The sequence below is a fragment of the Agrobacterium sp. CGMCC 11546 genome (assembly GCF_013365515.1).
Lineage (GTDB): Bacteria > Pseudomonadota > Alphaproteobacteria > Rhizobiales > Rhizobiaceae > Agrobacterium > Agrobacterium fabrum.
The window spans coordinates 883905-910000 of the sequence record NZ_CP047388.1; the positions used below are offsets into that span (position 1 = coordinate 883905).

Consider the following 26096-nt stretch of genomic DNA (forward strand, 5'->3'; position numbering starts at 1 on the left):
CGTTAGATGATTATGCGTTGGCGGATGCGCGCGGGGCCCAGCCCTTGATCCACTCGCCTTCGGCAGCGTCGGACAGGCGAACCGGCTTTCCTTCCCGGACCGAGCGATAGATGGCGGTGACGAGTTCGATCGATTGCAAACCGTCATTAACAGTCACTTCCTTGCCGCCACGTCCTTCCATCGCGTCGGCAATGGCTTCGACAAAACCGGCGAAGCCGTTTTCGCCATCAGCCACTGTTGCCAGAACGGCGTCGATCTGATCCTGCGTCGTCGGTGCACGGGCGATGAAACGCCATGTGTCTTCAGCCGGGCGATAGGGCAAGGTGCCGCTTTCGGCGGTGAAACCTTCAAAGCAGAAACGCAGGCGCGACGTGTCTTCGGCCGCGCCGAGTGTAACAGAACTCGTCGCCAGGGCACCGCTTTTCATGCGGAAGCTGAGGGCTGCGCAGTCTTCGGTTTCGATCGTATTGACGCGCGTGTCGGCCATGGCGAACACTTCATCGACCGGACCAAGAACGTGGCAGAGAAGATCATGGGCGTGGATGGCGTGGCCGAGGATCGCGCCGCCGCACTCACCCTTCCACGTACCGCGCCACGGAATGTCGTAATAGCTGGCGCCACGGTTCCAGTGGACTTCCGAGCTCGCGACGAAGGCCTTGCCGGCAAGGCCAGCGTCGATCAGCGCGCGCAGCTGCCGCATGGCCTGTCCGAAACGGTACTGGAAGACCGGAAACACACCGCGGCCGGTCTTCTTGACGGAGTCGATCAGCGCATTTGCCTCTTCCAGCGAGCGGACGAGCGGCTTTTCGCAAACCACGTCCTTGCCCGCCGCATGCGCCTTCAGCGTCACCGGGAAATGCAGGTGCGGCGGCAGGCAGACGTCAATGAGCTGGATGCTCTCATCTGCCAGAACCTCGTCGAGATCGGTGGTCAGGCGGATGGAGGTATCATCGCCGGCAACAGAGCGGGCGCGCTCCAGGTCGAGATCGCAGATCGCCTTGACGACGAAGCGCTTCGGCAGGGCCCGATAACCGGTCAGATGCTGGGCGCCGATGCCGGCGCCAATGATGGCTACACCGATCATTTCGATGCTCCCTCAGCCTTGGCCTGTGCCTGCAGCGATAGATCGCAAACCTTGAAGACGTGTTCCTGCGTCATCGCCGTTTCCGTGCGGTTACGGATGTCGTCGCACACGAGACCGAAATAGGGCAGGCCTGCACCGGAAGCATCGATATATTCGCAGCGATCGCCATTCACGAGAACGAGGCGGTCCGTGCCTTCGCTATTGCCGACATCGACGTATTTACGCAGTTCGATGTAACCCTCGGTGCCGAGGATGGTCAGGCGGCCGTCACCCCAGGTCGGCAGCGCATCCGGCGTATACCAATCGACGCGGATATAGCCGTGGCCCTTGTCGCCGCGCAGCACGACTTCGCCGAAATCCTGCAGGCCCGGATCGCCAGGGTTGGCATAGTTGGCAACGGTGGCGGACACGATCTCGACCTCGGTCGAACCCGTAAAGAACATGAACTGATCGATCTGGTGGCTGGCGATATCGGTGAGGATGCCGCCGTAAGCTTCGCGCTCGAAAAACCACGTCGGACGGATCTGGCGGTTCAGACGATGCGGGCCGAGACCGACGGTCTGGATGACGCGGCCGATGGCGCCCTGCGCGACGAGTTCAGCCGCCTTGGTCACGCTTGGAACTTCAAACCGCTCGGAGAAATCGACGGTCCAGATGCGCTTTGTCTTCGCCACGGTCTGGCGAAGACGATCCAGCTGTTCGAAGGTGGTGCAGCCGGGCTTGTCGGACATGACGTCCTTGCCGGCTTCCATGGCGGCAATCGCGAGATCGGCACGCTTGGACGGAATATCAGCGATGACAACGAGATCGATGCTGCCATCTGCCAGCAGCGCCTCTTTCGATGCTGCGCGCGGCACATCCGGGAAGCGCTTGACGAAGCCTTCCACGACATCGGGCTCGCCTTCTGTCCACCAGCCGCCAAATTCCGCGCCGGCATCCAGCAGGTTCTGGGCCATGCCGAAAATATGCCGATGCTCAATACCCAGAGCGACGAACTTGATTGCTTTAGTCATCCTGCAGTTCCACTTCCTTGCCGGTGTCGGCCGAGTTGATGATCGCGTCGATCAATCTGTGAGACAAAAGAGCCGCTTCGCCGGTGACGACCGGCGGGCGTCCTGAAGAGATGGCGTCTGCGAAATCATCGAAGACGCCCTGATGCCATTCATGCGTGAAAGCCATAGGGTCGGCGCCGCCGCCCGTGCCGGCGGCCGCGCCGCCAAAAGTCTCCTGCCGGCCATCGCGCCAGTCGAGATGCAACAGACCCGAAGCGAGCCGCAGGCTGGCATTGTCGAAGTGGAGCAGGATCGATTCAGCCGCACCGGGAAAACTTGCCGTGCTCGCCACCAGAGAACCGACGGCGCCATTCTTGAAGCGCAGGCCGGCAGAAACATAATCTTCGGTTTCCATGCGATGGAAACGCGTCGTTGCCGCCATGGCCTGAACGCGGGCGACAGGACCCGTCAGACTCAATGCGAGATCGATGGTATGGATGGCCTGGGAGATCAGAACACCGCCGCCGTCGCGTGCCAAAGTGCCGCGGCCGGGTTCGTCGTAATAGGACTGGGCGCGCCACCACGGCACGGAAATTTCGCAAAGACCCAGTGCTCCGAGCGTTCCGCCGTCGACCAGTTCACGGGCTTTTTGCGATGCCGCCCGCATGCGATGCTGGAAGATGATGCCGAGCGTAACGCCCGCGTCGCGACAGAGGGCGACGAGACCATCGGCTTCCTCAGTGTTACGGGCGACGGGCTTTTCCATCAGAATGTGTTTGCCGGCTTTCGCGAGCCGTCCGACGATATCGATGCGGGCATTTGGCGGCGTCGCGATGATAGCGAAATCGACATCCGCATCGCGCGCTGCATCTTCAATCGAAGAATAAACCGCAACTTCATATCCGGCGTGTTTCGACGCTTCGGCAGCCAATGCCTTGGCGCGCCCGGAACCGCCATCGACGATACCCTTCAGACGAATTTTTTCCGGACTTGCCGCACAGGCGAGCACATGCGTCTTCGCCACCATTCCGGCACCAACGATGACGCAGGTCTTGATATTTTGCATTTCGGGAGCCTCCTTCCCAATGCGCGATCAATTGCATACCGGTATGCCGGTTGTCAACAGACTTGTGTTCCGGTATACCGGTTATGAAAACGCTGGAGGGTATATGCCGAAAATTCCCGTGACAGGCGGCACCGTGCCGACGATGGAGCGACTGGATCTCAACCGTCCGGTGGTTGACCAGATCTATGCCGCGCTGAAATCCGCCATCCTTTCGCGGGAGTTTTTTCCCGGCCAGGCGGTCTCGGAAAACGAGATCGGGCAATCCTTCAGTTCCAGCCGGACGCCGGTGCGCGAGGCGCTTAGCCGGCTGAGAGATGACGGCCTGATCGTCACCCTGCCAAGCCGCGGCACCTATGTTTCGAAATTATCGGAAAAGCACATCCGCAGTGCGCAGTTCATCCGCGAGGCGCTGGAGGTGGCTGCCGTTGGCAGGTTGTGCCAGATCGGCATTACGCCGGAAGCCGAACAGGAGATCGAACATGCCCTGAGCGGCCAGCGAGCGGCCATGCACCGGGGAGACCGGAAGGCCTTCCGGGTGCATGACGACCAGTTCCACAGCGCGCTTGCGGCCGCGACGGGGCTGGAAAGACTGGAGACCCTGCTGATCCGCGAAAAATCCGGACTGGACCGCCTGCGTGCACTCGCCATCACTGACGAGGCGCATATGGCGCGGCTGCTTTCCGAACATGAGGCGGTGTACGGCGCGGTCAAGGCCGGGAACGAAACCCTCGCGGCCGAAGAACTACGCAAACACCTGAGACGCGTCCTCGGCATTCTCTCGCAGGTTTTCGAGAACCATCAGGACTACTTCGAATAAGGCTGCGGCATCATTTCAACGGTTCGAGCATCATGAATACGGCAAATCCCGAACAAGCCTTTGCCATGTCGCAGGCAAAACTTCTGTGCGACACGATGAGCACGCTGGCGGAATCCCCTGTTTGGGACGAAAGGCGCCAGGTGCTTTTCTGGTGCGATATCCTCGGCAAGACGGTGCGGTCCGCAGCGCTCGAACCCGGCCAATATCGCGAATGGCCGTTTCCTCACACGGTGTCGAGCCTCGGGCTTTGTGAAAACGGCGATCTCGTCGTCGCCTGCGGCATGGATATCGTCATCCTCGATCCCGATAGCGGCAGGACACGTCTCCTCCACTCCATTCCGGCACCGGAGGGCATTCCCTGCCGGCTGAATGACGGCCGTATCGGCCCCGACGGCGCCTTCTGGGTAGGAACCATGCACAATGTTCCGCTCTCAGACATGAAGCCTTACGGCGAACTCTGGCGGATCACCACAACGAGCGCCAAGCGCATGCAGACGGGGCTGACATGCCCGAACGGCCTGGCTTTCTCCCCTGACGGTTCCATCATGTGGCAGAGCGATTCCGTGCAGAAATGGATACGCAGACGCAACTTCGACAGGGTAAACGGCCTGTTCGACGAGGGTGTGCTGGTAGCTCAGATGACGGAAGAAACCGGACGGCCCGATGGCGGCTGCCTCGACGGCAGCGGCACCTATTACAGTGCGGGTGTTTCCGCCGGCATGTTGAATGTCTTCGCCGAAGATGGCGGCAAACAGAACGCCGCGATAAAGATGTCTGTGCCGCACCCGACAATGCCCTGCTTCGGCGGACCCGATTTCAGCACTCTTTTCGTCACCTCGCACCGCCACAACATGTCGACAGAGCGGCTCGAACAGGCACCTTTCTCGGGCGGCGTGTGGATGATCCCGACACAAACGAAAGGATTTGCACCCTTCAGATTTGAAGGGTGACGCTGGCCGTCCAACGCCTGCCGGGTGGAGGTTCAGCGTATTTTGCCACGACGAGCGCGCGGTTCTCATCCGTCGGATAATTGTGGAACGTCCATTTGAAACCGCCGACGCCCGCTTGATAGATGATCTTCGGGTTGGAGGAAGCGGCGTTCTCCCTTTTTGCATGTCTGCGAACGCGGCTTCCCACCGGCGAATATCGCAAGACACAGGCGGGTCCCACCGCAGCTGACGGAATTCGCTCCCCGGCATGGTGCTGCCCGGTCCTGAACGTCATGCTCTCACCAGCAAGATCAGCCTCCTCGCCATTACCAGCCCTTGCGCAGGCCGGTGGTACGCGCGTCTCAAAGAAAATATAACCTTTTCAGTGTGTTACGAATCCGTAGCGCGTAAATCCCATGCACGAAATTATTTCCTTATAACCAATGTATAACTAGATTATACAATTTTATTGACTCATCTCATGAGCCGTGCGAACTTTTCATCGTTGGTATGAATGGATTGGGCCCGCGCAGTTATCGGGCAGGAGGTTTCGATGAAGAGCGGCAAGGACGGCTTATACGACGATATCAAGCATCAGATTCTGACGATGGAACTCGATCCCGATCAGGACCTGGACGAAGTCAGCCTCGGCTTGCGCTATGGTCTCTCCCGCACGCCGGTCCGGGAAATTTTCCGCCGGCTCGAAGGCGAAGGTTATATCGACATTCGGGCAAATCGCGGTGCGCGCGTTATTCCGATGAACCACCAGACGCTTCGGCACTTCTTTCTGGTCGCTCCGATGATCTACGCCGCGATTGGCCGCCTCGCCGTGCAGAACTTCCGGCCGAAACAGCTTGGCGAGCTGAAGGACACACAGGAGCGATTCCGCGCGGCAAGCATGTTGGGCGACGCTCCTTCCATGGTCGTGGAAAATAATCGTTTCCATGCCCTGATCGGAGACATGTCCGGAAATGTTTATCTGCAGGCGAGCCTTGGTCGTCTTCTGATCGATCACGCCCGCATCGGCCACACATTCTACCGACCACGCAATGACGACATGCGCCAGCGTCTGAACCTCGCCGTCGAACATCATGACGGCTTCATCGCCGCAATCCAGTCGCACAACGAGGATGCCGTCGTCGATCTGGTCTTCGAACATTGGGAATTGTCGCGCGAGAACATGGAGATGTTCATCGCACCCCAGGGAATGAAGGCGGATGCCCTCGTCGAGGTGCCCGTCTCAGCGATGGAGAAATCGTCTTGAAATTCGAAGGTATATATACCCCGGCGATCACACCGCTCGGTCATGACGGAGAGATCGACCGCGAAGCCTTCGCAGCTGTCCTCGAGTCGCTCATGGAAGCACGGGTGCACGGCATCATCATCGGTGGGTCGACGGGCGAATATTACGCGCAGACGGCCCAGGAGCGCTTCGATCTGGCAGCCTACGCCAGACAAGTGATCGGTACGCGACTGCCGCTCATCGTCGGAACCGGCGCCACCCGTACCGAAGATTCCATTGAATATGCCAAGGCGGCCAGGGAAATCGGCGCTGACGCCATTCTCGTTTCTTCTCCACCCTACGCGCTGCCGACCGAGCGTGAAAACGCCGTCCACGCGCTTGCCGTCGACCGCGCGGCGAACCTTCCGATCATGCTCTACAACTACCCTGCTCGCATGGGTGTGGTGATGGGGGAGGAATATTTCTCCCGCGTCGGCAAATCGAAGAATGTCGTCGCCATCAAGGAAAGCTCCGGCGACATGGGCAATCTGCATCTGCTCGCCCGCAAGTTCCCACAGATTGCGCTGTCCTGCGGCTGGGACGACCAGGCACTGGAATTCTTCGCCTGGGGCGCGAAAAGCTGGGTCTGCGCGGGCTCGAATTTCCTGCCGCGCGAGCATGTGGCACTCTACGAAGCCTGCGTCGTCGAAAAGAACTTCGACAAGGGACGCGCGATCATGACCGCAATGCTGCCGCTGATGGATTTTCTCGAATGCGGAAAATTCGTCCAATCCATCAAGCATGGATGCGAAATCATCGGGCTTCGGGCCGGATCTGTCCGGGCTCCGCTTCGCCCCCTCAATTCCGATGAAAAACGAACTCTCCAGACTGTCGTTACCACGTTGAAGCGAACAGTCGCCCAGATTGCGTCGGGAGCCAATCATGCATGAACCTTTGACCGCCGCCGAATACAAGGCGATTGCCTCAGACCTTCAGTTCCCGGCCAATGCCTTCATTGACGGGGCTTTCCGGCCCGCCGGTTCCGGCAAGACCTTCAAGACGATCAATCCCGCCACCGGCGAAACGCTCGCCGATATTTCGGCCTGCGACGTGAGTGACGTGGACTATGCGGTCGGCAAAGCCAGGGCGGCATTCGACGACGGCCGCTGGCGCCTGCTGCCACCTGGCGAACGCAAGGCCATTTTGCTCACATTCGCAAAACTACTGGAGCAGCATCGCCACGAACTAGCCGTCATGGAAAGCCTGGACAGCGGCAAGCCGGTTTCGGAATGCCAGACCGTCGACATTCCCGACACGATCCACACCATCCGCTGGCATGCGGAGATCATCGACAAGCTGTATGACAATACCGCACCGGTGGGATCGAACGCCCTTGCGCTCGTGGTGCGCGAGCCGGTCGGCGTCGTCGGCTGCGTGCTGCCATGGAACTTCCCCCTGCTGATGCTGGCCTGGAAGATCGGTCCGGCGCTCGCCTCGGGATGTTCGGTGATCGTCAAACCGGCCGAGGAGACAACGCTGACGACACTGCGCGTCGCCGAACTGGCGCATGAAGCCGGTATTCCGGCTGGCGTCTTCAATGTCGTCCCCGGCAGCGGCAAGGAGGTCGGCGAGCCGATCGGTATGCATATGGATGTCGATATGGTGGCGTTTACCGGATCGACGCCGACGGGGCGGCGGTTCCTGCGATATGCGGCCGACTCCAACCTCAAGCGCATCGTCCTTGAATGCGGCGGCAAAAATCCGGCGGTGGTGCTGGATGATGCGGAAGACCTCGACCTCGTCGCCGAGCAGGTGGTCAACGGCGCATTCTGGAACATGGGCGAAAACTGCTCGGCCTCGTCCAGGCTCATCGTCCACGCAAAGATCAAGGACGAACTGCTGCAGCGGATCGGCGCCTATATGCGGGAATGGAGGATGGGCGATCCTCTCGATCCGCAAAACCGCGTCGGCGCGCTCGTCAGCAAGGCCCATTTCGATAAGGTCCACTCCTTCCTCGAGGACGTGAAGGCCGAAAATCTTGTCATCGTTCACGGTGGCAAGACCGAGAAGGGAATCTTCATCGAACCCACGGTCGTCGGTGCGGTGACCCCTGCAAGCCGTCTTTTCCGGGAAGAGATTTTCGGCCCGATCCTGTCGGTGACGACCTTCAACACGCTGGCAGAGGCGGTGGCTCTCGCCAACGACACGAATTACGGCCTTGCCGCATCCGTCTACACCGGAAGCCTTCGCAAGGCGATCAAGCTGTCGCGCGAAATCCGGGCGGGTGTCGTCACGGTCAATTGCTTCGGCGAAGGCGACGCAACGACCCCGTTCGGGGGCTACAAGGAATCCGGTTTCGGCGGACGCGACAAATCGATCTTCGCGCACGATAATTATTGCGAACTCAAAACGATCTGGATCGACGTCTCCGATCGTTCGGTGGACGAGACGGTCAGATGACGACCCTGTCCGTCAGGCGTTTGCCGGTCGAAAATGGCATCTCGGGCTGGGAGGCGATCAGCAAGCGTTCGAAACCAGTTCGACGCCTCGAGGGCGATGTGACAGCGGACTGGTTGATTATCGGCGCGGGCTTTGCGGGTCTTTCCGCCGCCCGCCGCCTCACCCAGCTCCATCCCGGCGAGAAGATTGTCGTTCTTGATGCGAGCGAGGTCGGCAAAGGCACATCGGGGCGCAACTCCGGTTTCATGATCGACGTTCCCCACAACCTCGCCTCCAGCGAATATTCGAGCGGCGCGATCGACGCTACACGACTGGAAATGGAACAGAACCGCTCGGCGATAGCCTTTGCCGCGGCAGCGGCCGAAGACTATGGAATGTCACGCCAGACGTTCGATCCGGCCGGAAAGATCAATGCCGCGGCAACCCGGCGCGGCATGACACTGAACCAGAACTTCGCCGCATCTCTCAAGGACGCCGGCGAGAAACACACCCTACTTGATGCCGCACAGATGCGCGCCCTGACCGGTTCTGACTATTATCTCGGCGGGCTCTATACGCCCGGCGCAGTTCTCATTCAGCCGGCGGATTACATCCGCGAATACGCCGTGGGTCTGTCGCCCAAAGTGGATATATTCGAGAATTCACCCGTCACGGCACTCAGGCGCGAAAACCGTGCCTGGAAAGCCACGACGCCCTCGGGCAGCGTCACCGCCCCGAAAGTCATTCTGGGGGTCAACGGCCATGTCGACGACTTCGGTCATTTTCGCGGGCGGCTGATACATATCTTCGCTTATGCATCGATGACGGCGCCATTTGCCGCGAAGGATTACGGCAGCAGGGTTTCCGGACAAGACAAATGGGCGCTGCTTCCCGCCGATGCGATGGGGGCAACCGTCCGGAAGATCACGTCCGACGGCCAGTCGCGTATCGCGATCCGGACAAGATATACGTACGAGACGACGCTCGACCTGACGAAGCACCAACTTTCGAAGATGGTACGGGCGCATCGCCGGTCGCTCGACGACCGCTTTCCCGGTCTTGGGGGCATACCTTTCGAATATAGCTGGTCAGGACGTATTTGCCTGAGCCTCAACCATGTCCCCGCCTTCGGCGAGATCGAGGAAGGGCTTTTTTCCGCCTGCTGCGAGAATGGACTCGGCACGGTAAAAAGCACCCTCGCCGGCATGATGGCGGCAGAACTAGCGACCGGGACCAACTCCCCGCATCTCGAACAATACATGGATCACCCCGCGCCGTCCCGCCTCCCGCCGGAACCATTCGCATGGCTCGGAATAAATTCGGTGATCCGTTTGCAGGAATTGCGTGCAGGCCGCGAGGGATGAACCCTCCTACGCAATGTGAGGGCTGAGCCAAGCACGAAGCCTTCGAGAAGAATGGGAACAAGAACTAGGAGACTGACAATGAAGACTATATGGAAGGTGCTTTGTGCGGCCGCGATGGTCGGCATGACGGTATTCTCCGCCAAAGCGGAGGAAAAGACGATTACGGTGGGTACGATGTCCTGGGAGGATCTCACGCCCATCACCGGGATCACCAAGAAAGTACTTGAGGATTCCGGTTACACAGTGAAAGTCGTGTCGTTCTCGGAATGGGGTATAGCCTATGCGGCACTCTCCAAGGGCGACATCCAGCTTCTCGCCTCGCAGACCGATTACGTCGCTCAGGACTACTGGGACAAGAACAAGCGACGTCTGGAAAAGATCTCACCGGTGTCGCATGGCCTCTACCAGGCGATCGCAGTTCCGAAATACGTGACGATCGACTCGATGGATCAGTTGAACGACAACGCCGACAAGTTCGGGGGCAAGATCATCGGGATCGAGCCAGGTTCGGGCCTGATGCGCGATGCCGGCAAGGCCGCCAAGGATTACGGTCTGAAGCTTCAGCTCGTCGAAGGCAGCACGGCCGCGATGACGGCCGCTCTGAAATCGGCAATCGACCGCAAGGAATGGGTCGCCGTGACGGTCTGGGAACCATCCTGGATGATGCAGCGATACGACGTCAAGTTCCTCAAGGATCCGAAGGGCGTTTTCCCGCCGCCACAGAGTTACTACTGGATCGGCCAGAAAGGTTTCTCTGCAGAATACCCGCATGCACGTGAGGTCATTGCCAGCGTTTACGTGCCGCTTGCCGATATCACCGCGATCAATGGTGCGGTCAATGACGGCAAGACAATGGACCAAGCGGTCAAGGAATGGACCGACAGCCATGCCGATCTGCTGAAGCGCTGGGAGAATATCAAAGGCGAATAACCCTAAGCGTGCGGGTCGCCAGGGGTGATCCGCACGTCGCGTCCAGAATTTGAAGGCCAGCCTTGAGCAGGTCCGTGGGGAACACAATGAATATGATATTGAGTGATTCCAACGAAGTGTTGGTCGACTGCCAGAACGTCTGGAAGATTTTTGGCGCGCGCGCTTCGACCGCTGTGAAGGCGGTGGCCAAAGGTGGATTGTCAAAGAAGCAGGTGCTGGAGGACTTCGACTGCGTCGTCGGCGTATGCGACGCCAGCCTTCAGGTTCATCGTGGCGAAATCTTCTGCATCATGGGACTTTCCGGCAGCGGCAAATCGACCTTGATCCGTCTTCTCAATCGCCTCATCGAGCCGAGCCTCGGAAAAATCACGGTGAAGGGCAGGGACATCGCCAGGCTGAATGCTGCCGAATTGCGCGAACTGCGCGCCCGCAACATCGCCATGGTGTTTCAGAGCGTAGCGTTGCTACCTCACCGAACTGTGCTTGAAAACGCCGGTTTCAGTCTCGAGGTTCGAGGCGTAGCGAAAGACGAACGCAACCGCATTGCGCGCGCCGCGCTTGAAAAGGTGGGCCTCGCCGACTGGACGTCGCGGTATCCCCACGAACTATCAGGAGGCATGCAGCAGCGCGTCGGACTTGCCCGCGCCCTGGCTGTCGACCCGGAAATCATTCTCATGGACGAGCCGTTCAGCGCGCTCGACCCTCTTATCCGTCGGCAGCTCCAGGACGAATTTCGGCAATTGACGAAGTCGCTCGGCAAGTCCGCCGTCTTCATCACCCATGACCTCGAGGAAGCAATCCGCATCGGCGACCGCATCGCCATCATGAAGGACGGCGTTATCGTGCAGATGGGAACCGCCGAGGAGATCGTCACGAAACCCGCAGATGATTACGTCTCCGATTTCGTAGCGGGTATCTCTAGAATTCATCTGGTGAAGGCGCACACGGTCATGCAGCCGGTTGCCGAATTCGCGGCCTCGCAGCCCCAGTGCGATATCGGCACGCTGCTCAGGGCGTCGCCACGGGACGATATCGGCGCGCTGATCGATCTGACGATGCAGTCTGACCACGACGCCGTCGCGGTGGTCGAAAAAGACCTCGTCATCGGCATCGTCACCACCCGCGACCTTCTTCGCGGCGTGGCGGGAACAGCGGAAGAAGAATCCGTGGCGGCATAGCTGGAGGCTCAAGATGGATACCTCAATCATCACGGACCGTTTCGATATCTGGACGGAGGATGCCCTTGGCTGGATCGGCGATAATGGCGAAGGGCTGTTCGATTTCGTCAGCCGGCTGCTTGAAGGCAGCTATGACGGCATCCTGTGGCTGCTCCAGCTTGCTCCACCCGTCGTCATCGCACTCATCGCAGCCCTGCTGGGCTGGCGGCTGATCAATCTGGCGGCCGGCATTCTCGCCGGCGTCGCACTGCTTTTCTGCGCGACCATGGGGCTGTGGGTCGAAACCATGAGCACCCTGGCGCTTGTCACGACGGCAACGATCCTCGCTCTGCTGGTCGGCATTCCGCTCGGCATTCTTGCGGGATTCGCCAGATCGCTCGACCGGGTGCTCGAACCCGTTCTCGATCTGATCCAGACCATGCCGCCTTACATCTATCTCCTGCCTGCGATCGCCCTCCTGGGCTACGGACCGGCGACGGCGCTCATCGCCACCTTCATCGTCGCCATGCCGCCCGCGATCCGGCTGACCTCGCTCGGTATCCGCATGACGCCACGGGAATTCATCGAACTGGGTCACGCAAGCGGACTGACGCCCTGGCAGATGTTCATGAAGATCAGGCTGCCGTTCGCTATACCCAGCGTGATGGCTGGCATCAACCAGAGCCTGATGATGGCTTTCGGCATGGTCGTCATCGCGGGTATCGTCGGTTCCGGCGGCCTCGGCGAAACGATCTACGGGGCGGTACGCACGCTGGATATCGCCACCTCCATCAATGCTGCGATCGCAATCGTCATTCTGACCATGGTGCTGGACAGGCTCACACAAAGCGCGACCAGTCGCGCCAAGGCAGGTGCACGATGAACTTCGATTTCTTCAGATTTTCTCCGGGCATCTATCTCGCACCCGCCGTGGACTGGCTGAATACCAATTTCCACCCGTTTTTCGCCGCTGTAACCAACCTCATCGAGAGCGTTCTCGGTGCGATCGAAGCCGTGCTGATCTATCCGCCCGCTTTTGCCCTGATTGCGATCGCGACGTTGCTCGCCTTTTTCGCCATCAATCTCAAGGCCGCAATCGTAACGATGCTTGCGCTTGCCTTCTGCTTTTCCGCCGGCCTCTGGACACAATCCATGCAAACCCTGGCGCTGGTCACGGTTGCCGTCATCATTTCGGTGTCGATCGCCTTTCCGTTCGGCATCCTGGCGTCCCGCAATAAACGTTTCGAGACAGCCCTCCGCCCCCTACTCGACATCATGCAGACCGTACCGCCTTGGGTCTATCTCATCCCGGCGGTCATGATCTTCAGCCTGGGCCGCGTGCCCGCGATCATCGCCACGATCGTCTATGGCGTGCCGCCCATGCTGCGCCTCACCACACTCGCCTTCAATCAGGTACCGAAGGACTTGCTCGAACTTGGACAGGCGAGCGGCGCCTCGCCCCGTGCGATCCTCTTCAAGATCGAAATCCCGTCCGCCACGCCAACGCTTCTGGTCGGCCTCAACCAGTGCATCCTGCTGTCGCTGGCCATGGTCGTCCTTGCCGGCCTTGTCGGTGCGGGCGGACTGGGCGCTGAAGTCACACGCGGTTTGACGCGCATGGAAATGGGGCCGGGCCTAAGAGCCGGACTGGCCATCGTCGCCATCGCCATTCTCCTCGACCGGCTGTCCCGGGGCGCGCTGCAAGGTCGCGGGGCATCAGGCGGAGATGAGGCCCGGCACTAGGGAGAGACAGACACATGCGCCATAGCTTCTTCTGCATCGATTCCCACACCTGCGGAAATCCCGTTCGTCTCGTTGCCGGGGGCGGTCCGCTGTTGCCGCATCTTCCGATATCCGAGCGTCGCGACCTGTTTGTCCGCAACCATGACTGGGTACGGCAGGCATTGATGTTCGAACCCCGCGGACACGACATCATGTCAGGCGCGGTCATCTATCCGGCCTACCGCGACGACTGTGATTTCGCCGTGATCTTTATCGAGGTCAGCGGATGCCTGCCCATGTGCGGTGCCGGCACGATCGGCCTTGTTACGGCGGCGATCGAGGAGGGTCTGGTAACGCCGAGGATTCCGGGAAGGCTTTCGATCGAAACGCCGGCGGGAAAAGTCGACATTCAGTACGACAAACCCGGCGAGTTCGTCGAATCCGTCCGCATCTTCAACGTCGCCAGTTATCTTCATGCGGCCGATGTGGAAGTGGATGTTCCCGGCCTCGGCAAACTCGTCGTCGATATCGCCTATGGCGGCAACTATTACGCGGTGATCGAGCCGCAAGCCGGCTGGCCCGGTCTCGACGGCATGACAGCCGGGGATATCGTCGATCTCAGCCAGAAGCTGCGCGACGCGCTTGGTGTCGTTTGCGATCCGGTTCATTCCGATGACGAACGGATACGGGGCGTTCATCACGCCATCTGGTGTGACAGGCCGGTTTCCGCCGAGGCGGATGGACGCGGCGCGGTGTTCTACGGCGACAAGGCCATCGACCGTTCGCCAGGCGGCACGGGCACGTCGGCTCGAATGGCGCAATTGCACGGCAAGGGCCGCCTGAAAGCCGGCGAAACATTCCGTCAGGAAAGCCTGATCGGCACGATCTTCGAAGGCAAGGTCGAAGAAGAGACAACGATCGGCAGCTTCAGTGGCATCAGGCCCAGCATCGGCGGCTGGGCGCGGATCATTGGGCACAACACGATATTCGTTGACGATCGTGACCCGCTCGCTCACGGATTTCAGGTCAGATAGGGAGTGTTCATCTGGTCCGGCAAGGTCGCTGCTGAGCAGCTAGCATATAGGTACGGAACTATCTTTCGAGAACAGCAGCGCCAGATCGGACGAGCGGGCGAATACCACGTCAAGCCGAATTGTCTGCGGGCGACAACTCATATTCCACCGGGAGCGCCGAGACTGGACCCATCGAAGAAGCGGGAGTAGCGATAGGGGTGGGGATCGGAGATCGGCACATCGCCGGTGATGATGTCGGCCGCCAGGTGGCCAGCCGCCGGCCCCAAGCCAAAGCCGTGCCCACTGAGACCCGCTGCCACGAAGAACCCCGGCAGGGATGGCACTTGAGAAATCACCGGCATGGCATCAGGCATCGTGTCGATCCAGGCACCCCAAGCCTCCGCGACTTCCACATTCTTGAGTGCCGGATAAATCGCTTTCGCTTGCGCAACGGTTGCGTGAACCATTTTTGCATTGGGAGCGGGATCCAGCACGCGGATGCGTTCGAATGGAGAGATGGAATCGAAATTCCAGCGCGTAAGCGCTTCCGGACCCTCGAAGAATGAGCGGCCCATACGAATACGCAGAGCCTTCATGTGTTTTTGGAACATGGGGAGAAACTGGGTCGCGTAGCGAAGGCCCTGCGGTGTGATCTCGACAGTCCCGCGTCCACTAAGGGCCATCGTGTAGCTGCCATCCAGACGGCGGGTCAGTGTGACTTCGGGGTTGTAAAAACCGCCCTTGACGATATCGGTGGTTGGCTTGGTCCTCAGCGTCGTTTGGCGAACGCCTGCCTGCGGTAAATCTATTCCATGCCGCCGGCAGAACATGGAAGCCCAGGCACCTCCTGAACACAGAACCATGTCGGCATGGATCAGGCCTTTCTCGGTGATGACGCCCGATACCCTGCCGCCGCTGATATCGAGGCCGCGTGCGGCACAATCCTGATGAATAACAGCACCATTCTGCCGGGCGCCCTGCGCCAGGACGGGCGCGGCGCGGGCAGGTTCCGCCTTGCCGTCGGTCGGGGAGTACACGCCGCCAATCCAGTTCCTGGTGCTGCCGGGGGTCATTTCTCGTGCTTGCGCGGCGGTGAGCATATGGGTTTCGAAGTCGAACCGGCGCGCCACCTCACGCCACCTGTCCCATTGCTCCACGTCGGCCGAGCGGGTGGACGCATAGACCAATCCGTTACGACGAAAGCCCAGATCCTCGCCGATCTCTTCGCCGAGACGATCCCAGAGTTGCATGCCCTTCATGGCAAGCGGCAGTTCGCGAGCGTCGCGATTTTGCTGGCGGCACCAGCCCCAGTTGCGGCCGGATTGTTCGCCTCCGATCCAGCCTTTTTCGACCAGTGCGACCTTGTATTTGCGTTTGGACAGGAAATAGGCAGCCGCACTTCCGACAATGCCGCCGCCGATCACGACGACATCAACTCTTTCCGGAAGCCGTTGGTCGCTTTGAATTCTGTGAATTGTGGGGCTCATTATCCTACCGCTCCAAATCAGTCTGGGGTCAATGCAAATCAAACTGCGCGCCGCGTTCGGAGAGAGAAAACATGGAGGTCATCAGTCATGGCTTTGTGATCCTGCGAATGAAGCACCGATTGTAGCCAACCTGTCCTTCAGATGCTATTTAACAGCCTTGCATGTTGTATTAAGATAGAACTTCATGATTACATCCCAGGATCTCGAATTTTTTCGCATCGTCAGCACCGCTCCATCACTGGCAGCGGCGGCGCGGGCGCTCGACGTGACGCCATCGGCGGTGACCCAGCGGTTACAGCAATTGGAGCAACGGCTGGGCGTACGGCTGTTGGAGCGTACCAGCCGTCGATTGCACCTGACCGAGGAGGGGCAGTTGTTGGCGCAACGCGGCGTCGAAATCCTCACCAATATGGAGGAGATGACCGAACAGCTGTTGGAGCGTCGCCAGGTCGTGACGGGGCATTTGCAGGTGGCCGCGCCATTTGGTTTTGGCAGGCTTTACATTGCGCCTGCGATGGCGCAGCTGCGGGAGCAGCACCCTGAGGTCAAGCTCACTTTGTCACTGTTTGAGGATCCCGTCAGCCTGCGCAGCGATGCCTGGAACGTATTGATCCATGTTGGGCCGCTGACGGACTCCAGCCTTATCGTCAATCGGCTTGCGCCCAACCGCCGTATCCTCTGCGCCGCGCCATCGTATCTTGAGCGGCATGGTGTGCCCGATCGGCCAGAGACCTTGAACCAACACGCCTGCGCCGTTATTCGGGAAGACCACGCCGATGTTACATTGTGGCGGTTCAGCCATCAGGAAAAGCCGCCATTGACCTTGCGAATCCAACCCGCGATGAGCAGCAATGATGGCGAGGTTATCAAGCAATGGGCACTCGCTGGACTTGGCATCATCATACGCTCGGAATGGGACGTTGCCGAGGATTTGCGCAGGGGGCGTCTTGTGGCGTTATTGCCGGACTGGCAACTGCCGGATGCCGATGTCGTGGCACTGCTGGACAACCGTAGTGGTCGCGTTGCGCGCACGGTCTGTTTCCTGCAGATATTGAAGCAGCAGTTTCAGCCAGTGCCGTGGCGAGTTCAGCACGACTAAGTTCAGGGATAGAAACCCAGGATAGACTTGATCTCCAGATATTCTTCCATGCCCTCGGTGCCATATTCCCGGCCGTTGCCGGATTGCTTGTACCCACCAAAGGGCGCATTGGGGTCCCACGCCGGATAATTGAGATGCACCTGTCCGGATCGAATCTGCTCCGCCACTATTCGCACAGTTTGAAGGTCCGTCCCCTGAACATGGGCTCCCAGACCGTAGACCGTATCGTTTGCGATCTCTATCGCCTCTTCGAGCGTATCGTAAGAAATAATGGACAAGACGGGTCCGAAGATTTCCTGCTGGGCAATTTGCATTTTCGGATCTACGTCTGAAAAGATCGTGGGCCGCACGTAAAAGCCGGTATCCAGGCCGTCGGGTCTGCCGGTCCCTCCCACGACAAGTTTGGCGCCCTCATCCATGCCGATCGATATCATCCGCTGAATTCGGTCAAACTGCGCGCGGTTCGCGACCGGGCCGTGTGTGGTATGCTCCGATAACGGGTCGCCGACAACTATTTCCAGAGCCGCTGCCGCTGCCATTTCCTCGATGTGCTTCTGGTGCGAGCGCGGCACGATCATGCGGGTCGGCGCGCTGCAGGACTGCCCCAGATTTCGAAACGCCGCAGCGACGCCCAAAGGCACGGCCCGCGTCATATCGGCATCCGCAAGGATGATGTTCGGCGATTTTCCGCCGAGTTCCTGTGCCACCCGTTTTACTGTCGGAGCCGCCGCCTGTGCGACCAAAATGCCGGCCCGGGTCGAGCCCGTGATGGAAATCATGTCCACGTCGGGATGTGCGGACAAGCCAGCGCCGACGATGGTGCCTTCGCCGTTGACGAGGTTGAAAACGCCAGGCGGAAAGCCGGCATCTTCGATGATTTCGGCAAACAGCAACGCACTAAGGGGCGAAAGCTCGCTCGGCTTCAAAACCACCGTGCATCCCGCCGCCAAAGCCGGGCCAACCTTCGCGGTTATCTGGTACAACGGCCAGTTCCACGGTGTGATCAAGCCGCATACGCCGATCGGCTCGCGGAGGATCGCTGTATGACCCCGTTGCGAAAGAAACGAATAGCTGGCCGCATTGTCGCGAGCCACCTTGATATGTTCGGCAGCAAGGGGAACTTGAACGCTTCGGGCATAATTGATCGCCGCGCCCATTTCCATCGTCAAAGCTTGCGCCAGAAGTTCCAATCTCTGTTGCATCAGCTGATGGACGCGATTGAGAAGTTCCGACCGGTCTGCCGGACCGGTTCGAGCCCAGCCGGCGAAAGCGCCTCTTGCAGCTGCAACAGCGAGCGCAACGTCTTCATCATTACCGAGCGCTATTTCTGCAAATTCCAGCTCGGTGACAGGATTAATGACGGCGACCTTGTCTGAGCCGCTGGGAAGGACCCATTTGCCATCGATGTAAAACTTCTTTAGCCGTCCGGATTGTTGCAGGTGCTGAAGAGGTGATGTCATCGGCCGCGATCCTCCGTTCAATTATCCGCTGAGAGCGGCGTTTCATGTGCGCCGCGTTTGGCAAGCAAGTGGCGGGCGATGTAAAGATCCTGCAACGACAAACCGGAACTGTCGAAGATGGTGATGGCACTATCGGAGGAACGGCCCGGCCGACGCCCCGCCAGCACATCGCCCAGCGCTGTGACTTCCAGATCGGGAGCGGCATGTTGGAATTCGCCGATGCTGCGCGCCTGTTCGGGAAGATCGCAAAACAGGTCGCCGCGGGCAAACAGTGCCGGCGGTAATTCCTGTTTGCCGCGGGCATCGGACCCCATGCTGGCGACATGCGTTCCAGGCCGGACCCAATCGGCTTCGAACAATGGCGCCCGTGACGATGTCGCAGTGACGATGATGTCCGCTTCCGCGCAAGCGTTTTGCGGTGCAGCCACCTCGGCATTCAAGCCATATTGGCGCAATGCGGATCGCATCTCTTCAGCCTGTTCGCCGTTGCGTGCAACGATCATCACACGGCGAAGAGCGCGCACACGCGCCAAAGCCATGCATTCGTAGCGCGCTTGATGACCGGCACCGAAAATCGCAAGCGTTTCGGCATCCCGGCGCGCCAGTTTGTCGGCCGCAACAGCATCGGCGGCGGCGGTACGGTAGGCATTGACTGTGCCCGCTTCCATCGCCGTGCCGATCCGTCCGGTGTCTTGATCGAACAGCAGGATAAGCGAATTATGCCGACTGAGGCCAAGGTCGCGGTTTCCCGGCCAGTAAGAGCCGACTTTCAGCCCGGCCAACTCGACTGTTGCGGCTGCCTTGACCGAAAAGCGGTTATCGATCGAAGAGCCATGGCCGAGTACGACTGGAAAAGACGCAGTCGCTTCGTCGCAAGCCGCGATCAGCGCTTCCCATGCAGCGGTAAAGGCCAGATCATGCGTTACAAGCGTTGCGGATTCTTCTTCGGATATGAACAGCATGGCAACCTCCTTACCAGCCGCTGAAGCGGGGCCACTGGGCAAGCGTCGTGGAGCCATCGGCTGGCAGCACCGTATAGCTGGCGAATTGCGCACCAGTGGCGCAGGCATGATTGGGCAAAATGCGAAGCTGGGTTCCAAGCGGAAGATCTGGCAAGCATGCCGAGCTTCCAGGCCTCAGCGCCAGAATACCATGCTCCTGGTTCGCGGATTTAACGATCAGATCGTCAATCACACTGCCATGAATGTCACAAACGACGCCATATGCCTGGTCGACCACCTGGCTCGCCGTGCCGCGATCACGCGACAGGGCCATCCAGCCAGCATCCACAATAATCCAGCCGCGTTCCTTCTGATGGCCGATCACTGTCGTCAGCACGGAAAGCGCGATATCGTCCAAGCTGCAGACGCCGATGCCAGCCATAACGAGATCAAAAAAGACATATACCCCTGCCCTGACTTCCGTGACACCGGACAGATCACGGGCGAAATGTGCCGTCGGCGTTGAACCGACACTGACCGTCGGACAAGGCAGCCCAGCAGCTCGCAAGGCTTCCGCCGCAGTGACGGCAGCCAGGCGCTCGCGCTCCGCGAAGGCGGCCAGCGCATCGGCACCCACCACGCCGTAGCTTTCGCCGGCGTGAGTAACGACACCGCGCAGCACAGCGCCTTCCTCGTGCAAGATACGGCCAATATCGATCAAGGCGGGATCGTCCGGCTTCAAACCAGCGCGGTGACCATCCGAGTCGATCTCAATCAACGCCGGGATGCCATCTTTCGCCCGGCGGGAGGCTTCAACCACGGCTCTTGCTTGTTCTGTCGTGTCCAGCACGACGGAAAGATCGCAGCCGCCGGCACGGAGCGCAAGCACGCGGGCCAGTTTTTGCGGCCCGATGCCGACGGCATAGAGGATATCCCGCACGCCTGCCGACGCGAAAACTTCCGCCTCCTTCAGGGTCGAGACGGTAGCCGGACCGTTGCCGCTCGAGAGGATACGCTTCGCGGCATCAACCGATTTCACCGTCTTGAGGTGCGGGCGTATCGAGACGTTCAAACTGTCGAGGTGCTGCTGCAATCTGGAGATGTTCCGCAACATGCGTGCTTCGTCAACAATGAGGCTAGGGGTGGAAATCTTACTGATCGCGTCGGCGTTTGTCATAACTGCAGGTCCTTCAACTGGGGAGACTGTAGCCGATACGACATTCACCTGCTATTTAATGGCTCTACATATTGTATTAAGCTATAGCTTCATCAACTGCTCGCTGGGCAGTCACGCGACTGCATGCGGCCGTGAACGAGGGGCACCCGCAACGCGAGAAGAAATGATCCGCGTTCGCCCGCGCTCTTTAGGCCCGCCTCCAACCGCAAAACAGAGCATTCCACTGAAATTGTACGAAAAAGAGCAGGGAAATCTGCTTGGCAAGAACATACTGGTGTTTCCAGCGATGTGAGACACGTGATGCAGCTGAAAGCACCCTTTTTCTCGAACAATGCCACCGACCTTCCCTTCTGGTGGGAGGAGGCCCGCCCGTCGCCCGTCCAGACAGATGATCTTCCTTCGTCTACCGAGGTAGCCATCGTCGGTGCTGGCTTCACCGGCCTTAACGCAGCTCTTGTCCTTGCGCGGGCTGGCAAGCAGGTCAGCGTGTTTGAAGCAGACGAGCCAGGCTATGGCGCGTCGTCGCGAAACGGCGGCTTCCTCGGCCCCGGCTGGGCCTTTTTCGACACCGGAATGCAGTACGGTGCCGACACGGCGCGGCAAATCGTCGAGGAAAGCTTCCATTCGCTCCAGCACGTCAAGGATGTCGTCGCGATGGAGAAGATCGACTGTGATCTCAAGGAAGTCGGATATTTCAAAGGCGCTATGACGCCTCGGGTTTATGACGCCATCGGTCGCAACATGGACCGCATTCGCAAGATCATCCCCTGCAACGCCCATATGGTGCCGCGCGCCGAGCAGCACAAAGAGATCGGCTCCGACCTTTATCACGGCGGCGTCGCCATGCCCGGCTATTGCGGCATTCATCCGGCCAAATATGTGAAAGGCCTCGCCGAGGCCGCCAAGCGTCTAGGCGTGAAAATCTACAGCAACGCGCGCGTTTCAGACCTGGAGAGAAAAAATGGGGGATTTTCCTTCAAAGTCGGCTCGCGGACAATTACGGCGCGACAGATCCTGCTTGCTGCGAACGGCTATAGTGGCTCGCTTCTGCCACACCTGAAGCGCCGTATCATCCCCGTGGGAAGCGGTCTGATCGCAACCGAACAACTCCCCGTGGAGGTCATGGACCGCCTGATGCCCAAGCGGCAGATGCTGGCTGGCAGCCAGCGCATCGTCACCTACTACCGCCCCTCCCCCGACAGCACGCGCATCGTCTTCGGCGGTCGGGTTCTCAACATGAGCGGCACCCACGAAAGCGCCGTTGCGAATGCCAAATATATTCGTAGCCTTCTGCTGGCGGTGTTTCCTGAACTGGGATCGGCGAAGATTACCAACTACTGGCATGGTCAGCTCGGCTTCACCTTCGACCATCTGCCACACGTGCAGACGATCGACGGGATGTATTTCGCCGGCGGGTACAACGGGACGGGCGTTGCCCGCGCAAGCTGGCTCGGAAGCAGGGTCGCCTACGAAATGCTCGGCTCCGATCTTGGGAAAACCGTCTATCGCAATCTCCCCTTCGACGGGCGTCGGCTTTACAACGGCAAGCCTTACTTCCTTCCTTTGGCAGTGTGGTATTACGGCATGCTGGACAAATGGGATCAGCGATAACGCCGGTTATTCCTTTTGACGATCCAGCTTGAAGTCAGGCGCGATGATCTCCCCCGACGCCTATGAATTCCCGTTGAACAGTGCGGCGGTCGCTGTCATCCGCCAGCAGATTCTTCTTTGCTGCCCTTCCAGTTGATGCGCGCTGATAAAGCAGGGCCGTCCCGCAAGTTGCAGGACGCCCTCACCTCGTTTGACTACGTCGGTTGACCCGGATGCTGTTACATGAACGACTGGTTTGCCACAGCGTATGTATGAAACCTCCCAAACGAAACCGGCAGAGGACCCCACGCCATCGATGCAGCGTCACTCACCCTCTTCATTCCTAGTTCTTCCAACCAGCCGCTGAGCCCGTCCTGTTCATAGACGTCGATGCGGACGAATTGGCCGCGAAGTCTGCTAAGCAGTGCCGTGATGAGAAGCTTGGCACCCTCGTCGCTTTGCGTCGCTACGGGACCGATGACGTAGCCACGTCCAAAGCGGCGAGCAATCGCGTAACCGGTAGATTTACCGTCCTCGCACAACAGAACTGCCTCGCCAACCTTGAGTAATTCGCGGATAAGCTTTTCCCGCGGCATGCCGTACGCTTTACGGTCAAGATCGAGTATTCCGTCAGCGTCCTCTTCATCGGCCGCGCGTACGATGTCGGCCGAGCGCTGCGGCATCCACGCTCGACCGATCATCAGCCGGGATTGAACACGCCCGGCCCCTCGCGCCATGCGTTACCATTTTTTTGAAGCAACATCCTTCAAAATGGCGCTGTCCAGCATCACCTCGGCAAGCAACGTCTTCAGCTTGGCGTTCTTATCTTCAAGGCGCTCTGAACGCAAAAAGGGCTCCGAGTTTCCTCGAAGCCTTTTGATATTGGGTTTAAATTTTGGTTGCGGGGGCAGGATTTGAACCTGCGGCCTTCAGGTTATGAGCCTGACGAGCTACCGGGCTGCTCCACCCCGCGTCCAGCGCATTCGGCAAGGCCGAATGTCGCGGTTACGTCGTTGCTTTAGCGACGACGGATCTTTGCCGGAGATAAATTGCGGAGCAATTTATCTCCTGTAAGGGGCGCACATGATTTTGTACGCCATTTCATTTTGTTTAAAGCTCTGCCTTAAACGACGAAAGGCCGCTTGGATAGCGGCCCTTGGTGTCGGCTGGGCCGAGGTATGTGAGTTGAGAAGATTTTGAGTTGCGTTTTGCAGACCTGGCAGCGACCTACTCTCCCGCGTCTTGAGACGAAGTACCATTGGCGCTGGGGCGTTTCACGGCCGTGTTCGGAATGGGAACGGGTGCAGCCGCCCCGCGATAACCACCAGGTCGGCAAAACGCAACATTGTTCATGTTTTCACATGGACTGTTGTTTTCGAGAAGCTGGGTGGCGATGCCACTTTTTATCTTAATTACACGTCTTACTTGACCTGTCCGCATTCTACCTTTGCTCAACAGTGAGCATAGCAGCCATACAGACCAGAGGTCGTCGCGCCTTCCGGTTTTTGCTCTCAAGCAAAATACCTGTGGCGCGGCCCGTCCGGAGCCCATCGGGCGTCAGGACAGAAGAATGATGTCATCGAACTTTGTTCGATGAACATAATCAATGGGAACGAAGAAGTCGATCGAGCTATTAGTAACGGTAAGCTTCACACATTGCTGTGCTTCCACACCCGTCCTATCAACGTGGTCGTCTTCCACGGCTCTGATAGGGAACACTCGTTTTCAGGTTGGTTTCCCGCTTAGATGCCTTCAGCGGTTATCCATTCCGTATATAGCTACTCTGCTATGCCCTTGGCAGGACAACAGATCCACCAGAGATACGTCCATCCCGGTCCTCTCGTACTAGGGACAGATCCTGTCAATATTCCTACACCCACGGCAGATAGGGACCGAACTGTCTCACGACGTTCTGAACCCAACTCACGTACCGCTTTAAATGGCGAACAGCCATACCCTTGGGACCTGCTCCAGCCCCAGGATGCGATGAGTCGACATCGAGGTGCCAAACAACCCCGTCGATATGGACTCTTGGGGGTCATCAGCCTGTTATCCCCGGCGTACCTTTTATCCGTTGAGCGATGGCCCTTCCACACGGGACCACCGGATCACTATGACCGACTTTCGTCTCTGCTCGACTTGTCAGTCTCGCAGTCAGGCGGGCTTATGCCATTGCACTCGACGACCGATTTCCGACCGGTCTGAGCCCACCATCGCGCGCCTCCGTTACTCTTTCGGAGGCGACCGCCCCAGTCAAACTACCCACCATACACTGTCCCGGATCCGGATAACGGACCGCGGTTAGACATCCACGAAGATAAGGGTGGTATTTCAAGGATGGCTCCACACGAACTGGCGTCCATGCTTCAAAGCCTACCACCTATCCTACACATGCCTTGGCGAATGCCAGTGTAAAGCTATAGTAAAGGTGCACGGGGTCTTTCCGTCTGACCGCAGGAACCCCGCATCTTCACGGGGAATTCAATTTCACTGAGTCTATGTTGGAGACAGCGGGGAAGTCGTTACGCCATTCGTGCAGGTCGGAACTTACCCGACAAGGAATTTCGCTACCTTAGGACCGTTATAGTTACGGCCGCCGTTTACTGGGGCTTCAGTTCAGAGCTTGCACCCCTCCCTTTAACCTTCCAGCACCGGGCAGGCGTCAGACCCTATACGTCGTATTGCTACTTCGCAGAGCCCTGTGTTTTTGATAAACAGTCGCTACCCCCTGGTCTGTGCCACCCCATCATACTTGCGTACAAAAGGGTCACGCTTCTTCCGAAGTTACGCGTGCAATTTGCCGAGTTCCTTCAACATAGTTCTCTCAAGCGCCTTGGTATACTCTACCTGACCACCTGTGTCGGTTTCGGGTACGGTCTATACGGTGGAGCTATTTCCTGGAACCTCTTCGCCGCACATTCAATCCAATAAGAATGTACAACACACGAGATCCGTCACTACCACCAGGCCCACGAATATTAACGTGGTTCCCATCGACTACGCGTGTCCGCCTCGTCTTAGGGGCCGGCTAACCCTGCTCAGATTAACTTTAAGCAGGAACCCTTGGTCTTTCGGCGAGGGAGTCTCTCACTCCCTTTATCGTTACTCATGTCAACATTCGCACTTCCGATATCTCCAGCAGCCCTCACGGGTCCGCCTTCACAGACTTACGGAACGCTCCGCTACCACTGAAGCAACCCGAAGGTTGCCTCAATCCTCAGCTTCGGTGCATGGCTTTAGCCCCGTTACATTTTCGGCGCAAAGACCCTTATTTAGACCAGTGAGCTGTTACGCTTTCTTTAAATGATGGCTGCTTCTAAGCCAACATCCTGGTTGTTTTGGGATCCTCACATCCTTTCCCACTTAGCCATGACTTGGGGACCTTAGCTGGAGGTCAGGGTTGTTGCCCTTTTCACGACGGACGTTAGCACCCGCCGTGTGTCTGCCGACTAGTACTCCTCGGTATTCGGAGTTTGGTTAGGATCAGTAAGACGGTGAGTCCCCATAGCCCATCCAGTGCTCTACCCCCGAGGGTATTCGGTCGACGCTCTACCTAAATAGATTTCGCGGAGAACCAGCTATTTCCGAGTTTGATTGGCCTTTCACC

The 26096-nt window shown here is 58.9% G+C and carries 21 protein-coding genes, 1 tRNA gene, 2 rRNA genes and 1 pseudogene (1 of these 25 only partly in view); 13 read left to right on the forward strand and 12 right to left on the reverse strand.

Features of this window, described 5'->3' with window-relative positions; all coding sequences use genetic code 11:
• Window positions 1-10: 10 nt before the first annotated feature.
• Genes GSF67_RS18835 through GSF67_RS18845 form a run of 3 tightly spaced genes read right to left on the reverse strand, consistent with a single transcriptional unit; the run spans window position 11 to window position 3142 of the window.
• Entirely contained in the window at window positions 11-1084 is a 1074-nt protein-coding gene (locus GSF67_RS18835) for a Gfo/Idh/MocA family protein (protein WP_006313658.1), read from the reverse strand.
• Window positions 1081-2097, reverse strand: a complete 1017-nt coding sequence (locus tag GSF67_RS18840) for a Gfo/Idh/MocA family protein (protein ID WP_006313657.1) — start codon at window positions 2095-2097, stop codon at window positions 1081-1083. The genes GSF67_RS18835 and GSF67_RS18840 overlap by 4 nt, the downstream gene beginning before the upstream one ends.
• Window positions 2090-3142: a Gfo/Idh/MocA family protein gene (locus GSF67_RS18845; protein WP_006313656.1), complete on the reverse strand. Its 1053-nt coding sequence runs from the start codon at window positions 3140-3142 to the stop codon at window positions 2090-2092. Before GSF67_RS18845 ends, GSF67_RS18840 begins: the two co-directional genes overlap by 8 nt.
• 103 nt (window positions 3143-3245) lie before the next feature.
• Here GSF67_RS18845 and GSF67_RS18850 point away from each other — a divergent pair, with 103 nt between their 5' ends.
• On the forward strand, window positions 3246-3959 hold the full coding sequence (locus tag GSF67_RS18850; RefSeq protein WP_035215740.1) for a GntR family transcriptional regulator: 714 nt from the start codon (window positions 3246-3248) through the stop codon (window positions 3957-3959).
• A gap of 32 nt (window positions 3960-3991) precedes the next feature.
• On the forward strand, window positions 3992-4909 hold the full coding sequence (locus GSF67_RS18855; protein WP_006313654.1) for an SMP-30/gluconolactonase/LRE family protein: 918 nt from the start codon (window positions 3992-3994) through the stop codon (window positions 4907-4909).
• A gap of 19 nt (window positions 4910-4928) precedes the next feature.
• Here the strand turns inward: GSF67_RS18855 and GSF67_RS26070 are convergent.
• Window positions 4929-5060, reverse strand: a pseudogene (locus tag GSF67_RS26070) (ABC transporter substrate-binding protein); the annotation flags it as partial.
• A gap of 381 nt (window positions 5061-5441) precedes the next feature.
• On the opposite strand from GSF67_RS26070, the gene GSF67_RS18860 reads away from it, so the two are divergent.
• From GSF67_RS18860 to GSF67_RS18900, 9 genes are all read left to right on the forward strand, one after another.
• Window positions 5442-6152, forward strand: coding sequence for a GntR family transcriptional regulator (locus GSF67_RS18860; protein WP_006313652.1), 711 nt, complete (start codon window positions 5442-5444; stop codon window positions 6150-6152).
• Window positions 6149-7060, forward strand: a complete 912-nt coding sequence (locus tag GSF67_RS18865; RefSeq protein ID WP_006313651.1) for a dihydrodipicolinate synthase family protein — start codon at window positions 6149-6151, stop codon at window positions 7058-7060. Before GSF67_RS18860 ends, GSF67_RS18865 begins: the two co-directional genes overlap by 4 nt.
• Window positions 7053-8570 (forward strand): aldehyde dehydrogenase, encoded by a 1518-nt coding sequence (locus GSF67_RS18870; protein WP_006313650.1) that lies wholly within the window; start codon window positions 7053-7055, stop codon window positions 8568-8570. Before GSF67_RS18865 ends, GSF67_RS18870 begins: the two co-directional genes overlap by 8 nt.
• Window positions 8567-9913 carry an FAD-binding oxidoreductase gene (locus GSF67_RS18875; RefSeq protein ID WP_006313649.1) on the forward strand — a complete coding sequence of 449 codons (1347 nt, stop codon included), beginning with the start codon at window positions 8567-8569 and terminating at the stop codon, window positions 9911-9913. Before GSF67_RS18870 ends, GSF67_RS18875 begins: the two co-directional genes overlap by 4 nt.
• A gap of 78 nt (window positions 9914-9991) precedes the next feature.
• On the forward strand, window positions 9992-10843 hold the full coding sequence (locus GSF67_RS18880; RefSeq protein WP_006313648.1) for a glycine betaine ABC transporter substrate-binding protein: 852 nt from the start codon (window positions 9992-9994) through the stop codon (window positions 10841-10843).
• An 86-nt stretch (window positions 10844-10929) separates the two neighbouring features.
• The gene (locus GSF67_RS18885; RefSeq protein WP_176072065.1) at window positions 10930-12021 is read left to right on the forward strand and encodes a glycine betaine/L-proline ABC transporter ATP-binding protein; all 1092 of its coding nucleotides are present in this window, start codon (window positions 10930-10932) and stop codon (window positions 12019-12021) included.
• Window positions 12022-12034: 13 nt separating this feature from the next.
• The gene (locus GSF67_RS18890; RefSeq protein WP_006313646.1) at window positions 12035-12883 is read left to right on the forward strand and encodes a proline/glycine betaine ABC transporter permease; all 849 of its coding nucleotides are present in this window, start codon (window positions 12035-12037) and stop codon (window positions 12881-12883) included.
• Window positions 12880-13743 (forward strand): proline/glycine betaine ABC transporter permease, encoded by an 864-nt coding sequence (locus GSF67_RS18895; protein ID WP_006313645.1) that lies wholly within the window; start codon window positions 12880-12882, stop codon window positions 13741-13743. Before GSF67_RS18890 ends, GSF67_RS18895 begins: the two co-directional genes overlap by 4 nt.
• 14 nt (window positions 13744-13757) lie before the next feature.
• Entirely contained in the window at window positions 13758-14756 is a 999-nt protein-coding gene (locus GSF67_RS18900; RefSeq protein WP_006313644.1) for a 4-hydroxyproline epimerase, read from the forward strand.
• A gap of 137 nt (window positions 14757-14893) precedes the next feature.
• On the opposite strand, the gene GSF67_RS18905 is transcribed toward GSF67_RS18900, so the two are convergent.
• Window positions 14894-16222, reverse strand: coding sequence for an FAD-binding oxidoreductase (locus GSF67_RS18905; protein WP_006313643.1), 1329 nt, complete (start codon window positions 16220-16222; stop codon window positions 14894-14896).
• A 184-nt stretch (window positions 16223-16406) separates the two neighbouring features.
• On the opposite strand from GSF67_RS18905, the gene GSF67_RS18910 reads away from it, so the two are divergent.
• Window positions 16407-17321 (forward strand): LysR substrate-binding domain-containing protein, encoded by a 915-nt coding sequence (locus GSF67_RS18910; RefSeq protein ID WP_006313642.1) that lies wholly within the window; start codon window positions 16407-16409, stop codon window positions 17319-17321.
• 2 nt (window positions 17322-17323) lie between these two features.
• On the opposite strand, the gene GSF67_RS18915 is transcribed toward GSF67_RS18910, so the two are convergent.
• The 3 genes from GSF67_RS18915 to GSF67_RS18925 are packed head-to-tail and all read right to left on the reverse strand — an operon-like array spanning window position 17324 to window position 20899.
• Window positions 17324-18781: an aldehyde dehydrogenase family protein gene (locus tag GSF67_RS18915; RefSeq protein WP_006313641.1), complete on the reverse strand. Its 1458-nt coding sequence runs from the start codon at window positions 18779-18781 to the stop codon at window positions 17324-17326.
• Between the two features lie 17 nt (window positions 18782-18798).
• Window positions 18799-19743 carry an ornithine cyclodeaminase family protein gene (locus GSF67_RS18920; protein ID WP_006313640.1) on the reverse strand — a complete coding sequence of 315 codons (945 nt, stop codon included), beginning with the start codon at window positions 19741-19743 and terminating at the stop codon, window positions 18799-18801.
• A gap of 10 nt (window positions 19744-19753) precedes the next feature.
• On the reverse strand, window positions 19754-20899 hold the full coding sequence (locus GSF67_RS18925) for a DSD1 family PLP-dependent enzyme (RefSeq protein WP_006313639.1): 1146 nt from the start codon (window positions 20897-20899) through the stop codon (window positions 19754-19756).
• Between the two features lie 300 nt (window positions 20900-21199).
• Here GSF67_RS18925 and GSF67_RS18930 point away from each other — a divergent pair, with 300 nt between their 5' ends.
• A complete protein-coding gene (locus tag GSF67_RS18930; RefSeq protein ID WP_006313637.1) occupies window positions 21200-22510 on the forward strand; it encodes an FAD-binding oxidoreductase in 1311 nt (436 codons plus the stop codon).
• 218 nt (window positions 22511-22728) lie between these two features.
• On the opposite strand, the gene GSF67_RS18935 is transcribed toward GSF67_RS18930, so the two are convergent.
• The 4 genes from GSF67_RS18935 to GSF67_RS18950 form a co-directional block, all read right to left on the reverse strand.
• Window positions 22729-23172 carry a hypothetical protein gene (locus tag GSF67_RS18935; RefSeq protein ID WP_128822072.1) on the reverse strand — a complete coding sequence of 148 codons (444 nt, stop codon included), beginning with the start codon at window positions 23170-23172 and terminating at the stop codon, window positions 22729-22731.
• Between the two features lie 213 nt (window positions 23173-23385).
• Window positions 23386-23462 (reverse strand) — tRNA-Met (locus GSF67_RS18940).
• 241 nt (window positions 23463-23703) lie between these two features.
• Window positions 23704-23818 (reverse strand): 5S ribosomal RNA (gene rrf / locus GSF67_RS18945).
• Window positions 23819-24101: 283 nt separating this feature from the next.
• Window positions 24102-26096: ribosomal RNA gene (locus tag GSF67_RS18950) — 23S ribosomal RNA — on the reverse strand (it continues 814 nt past the right edge of the window).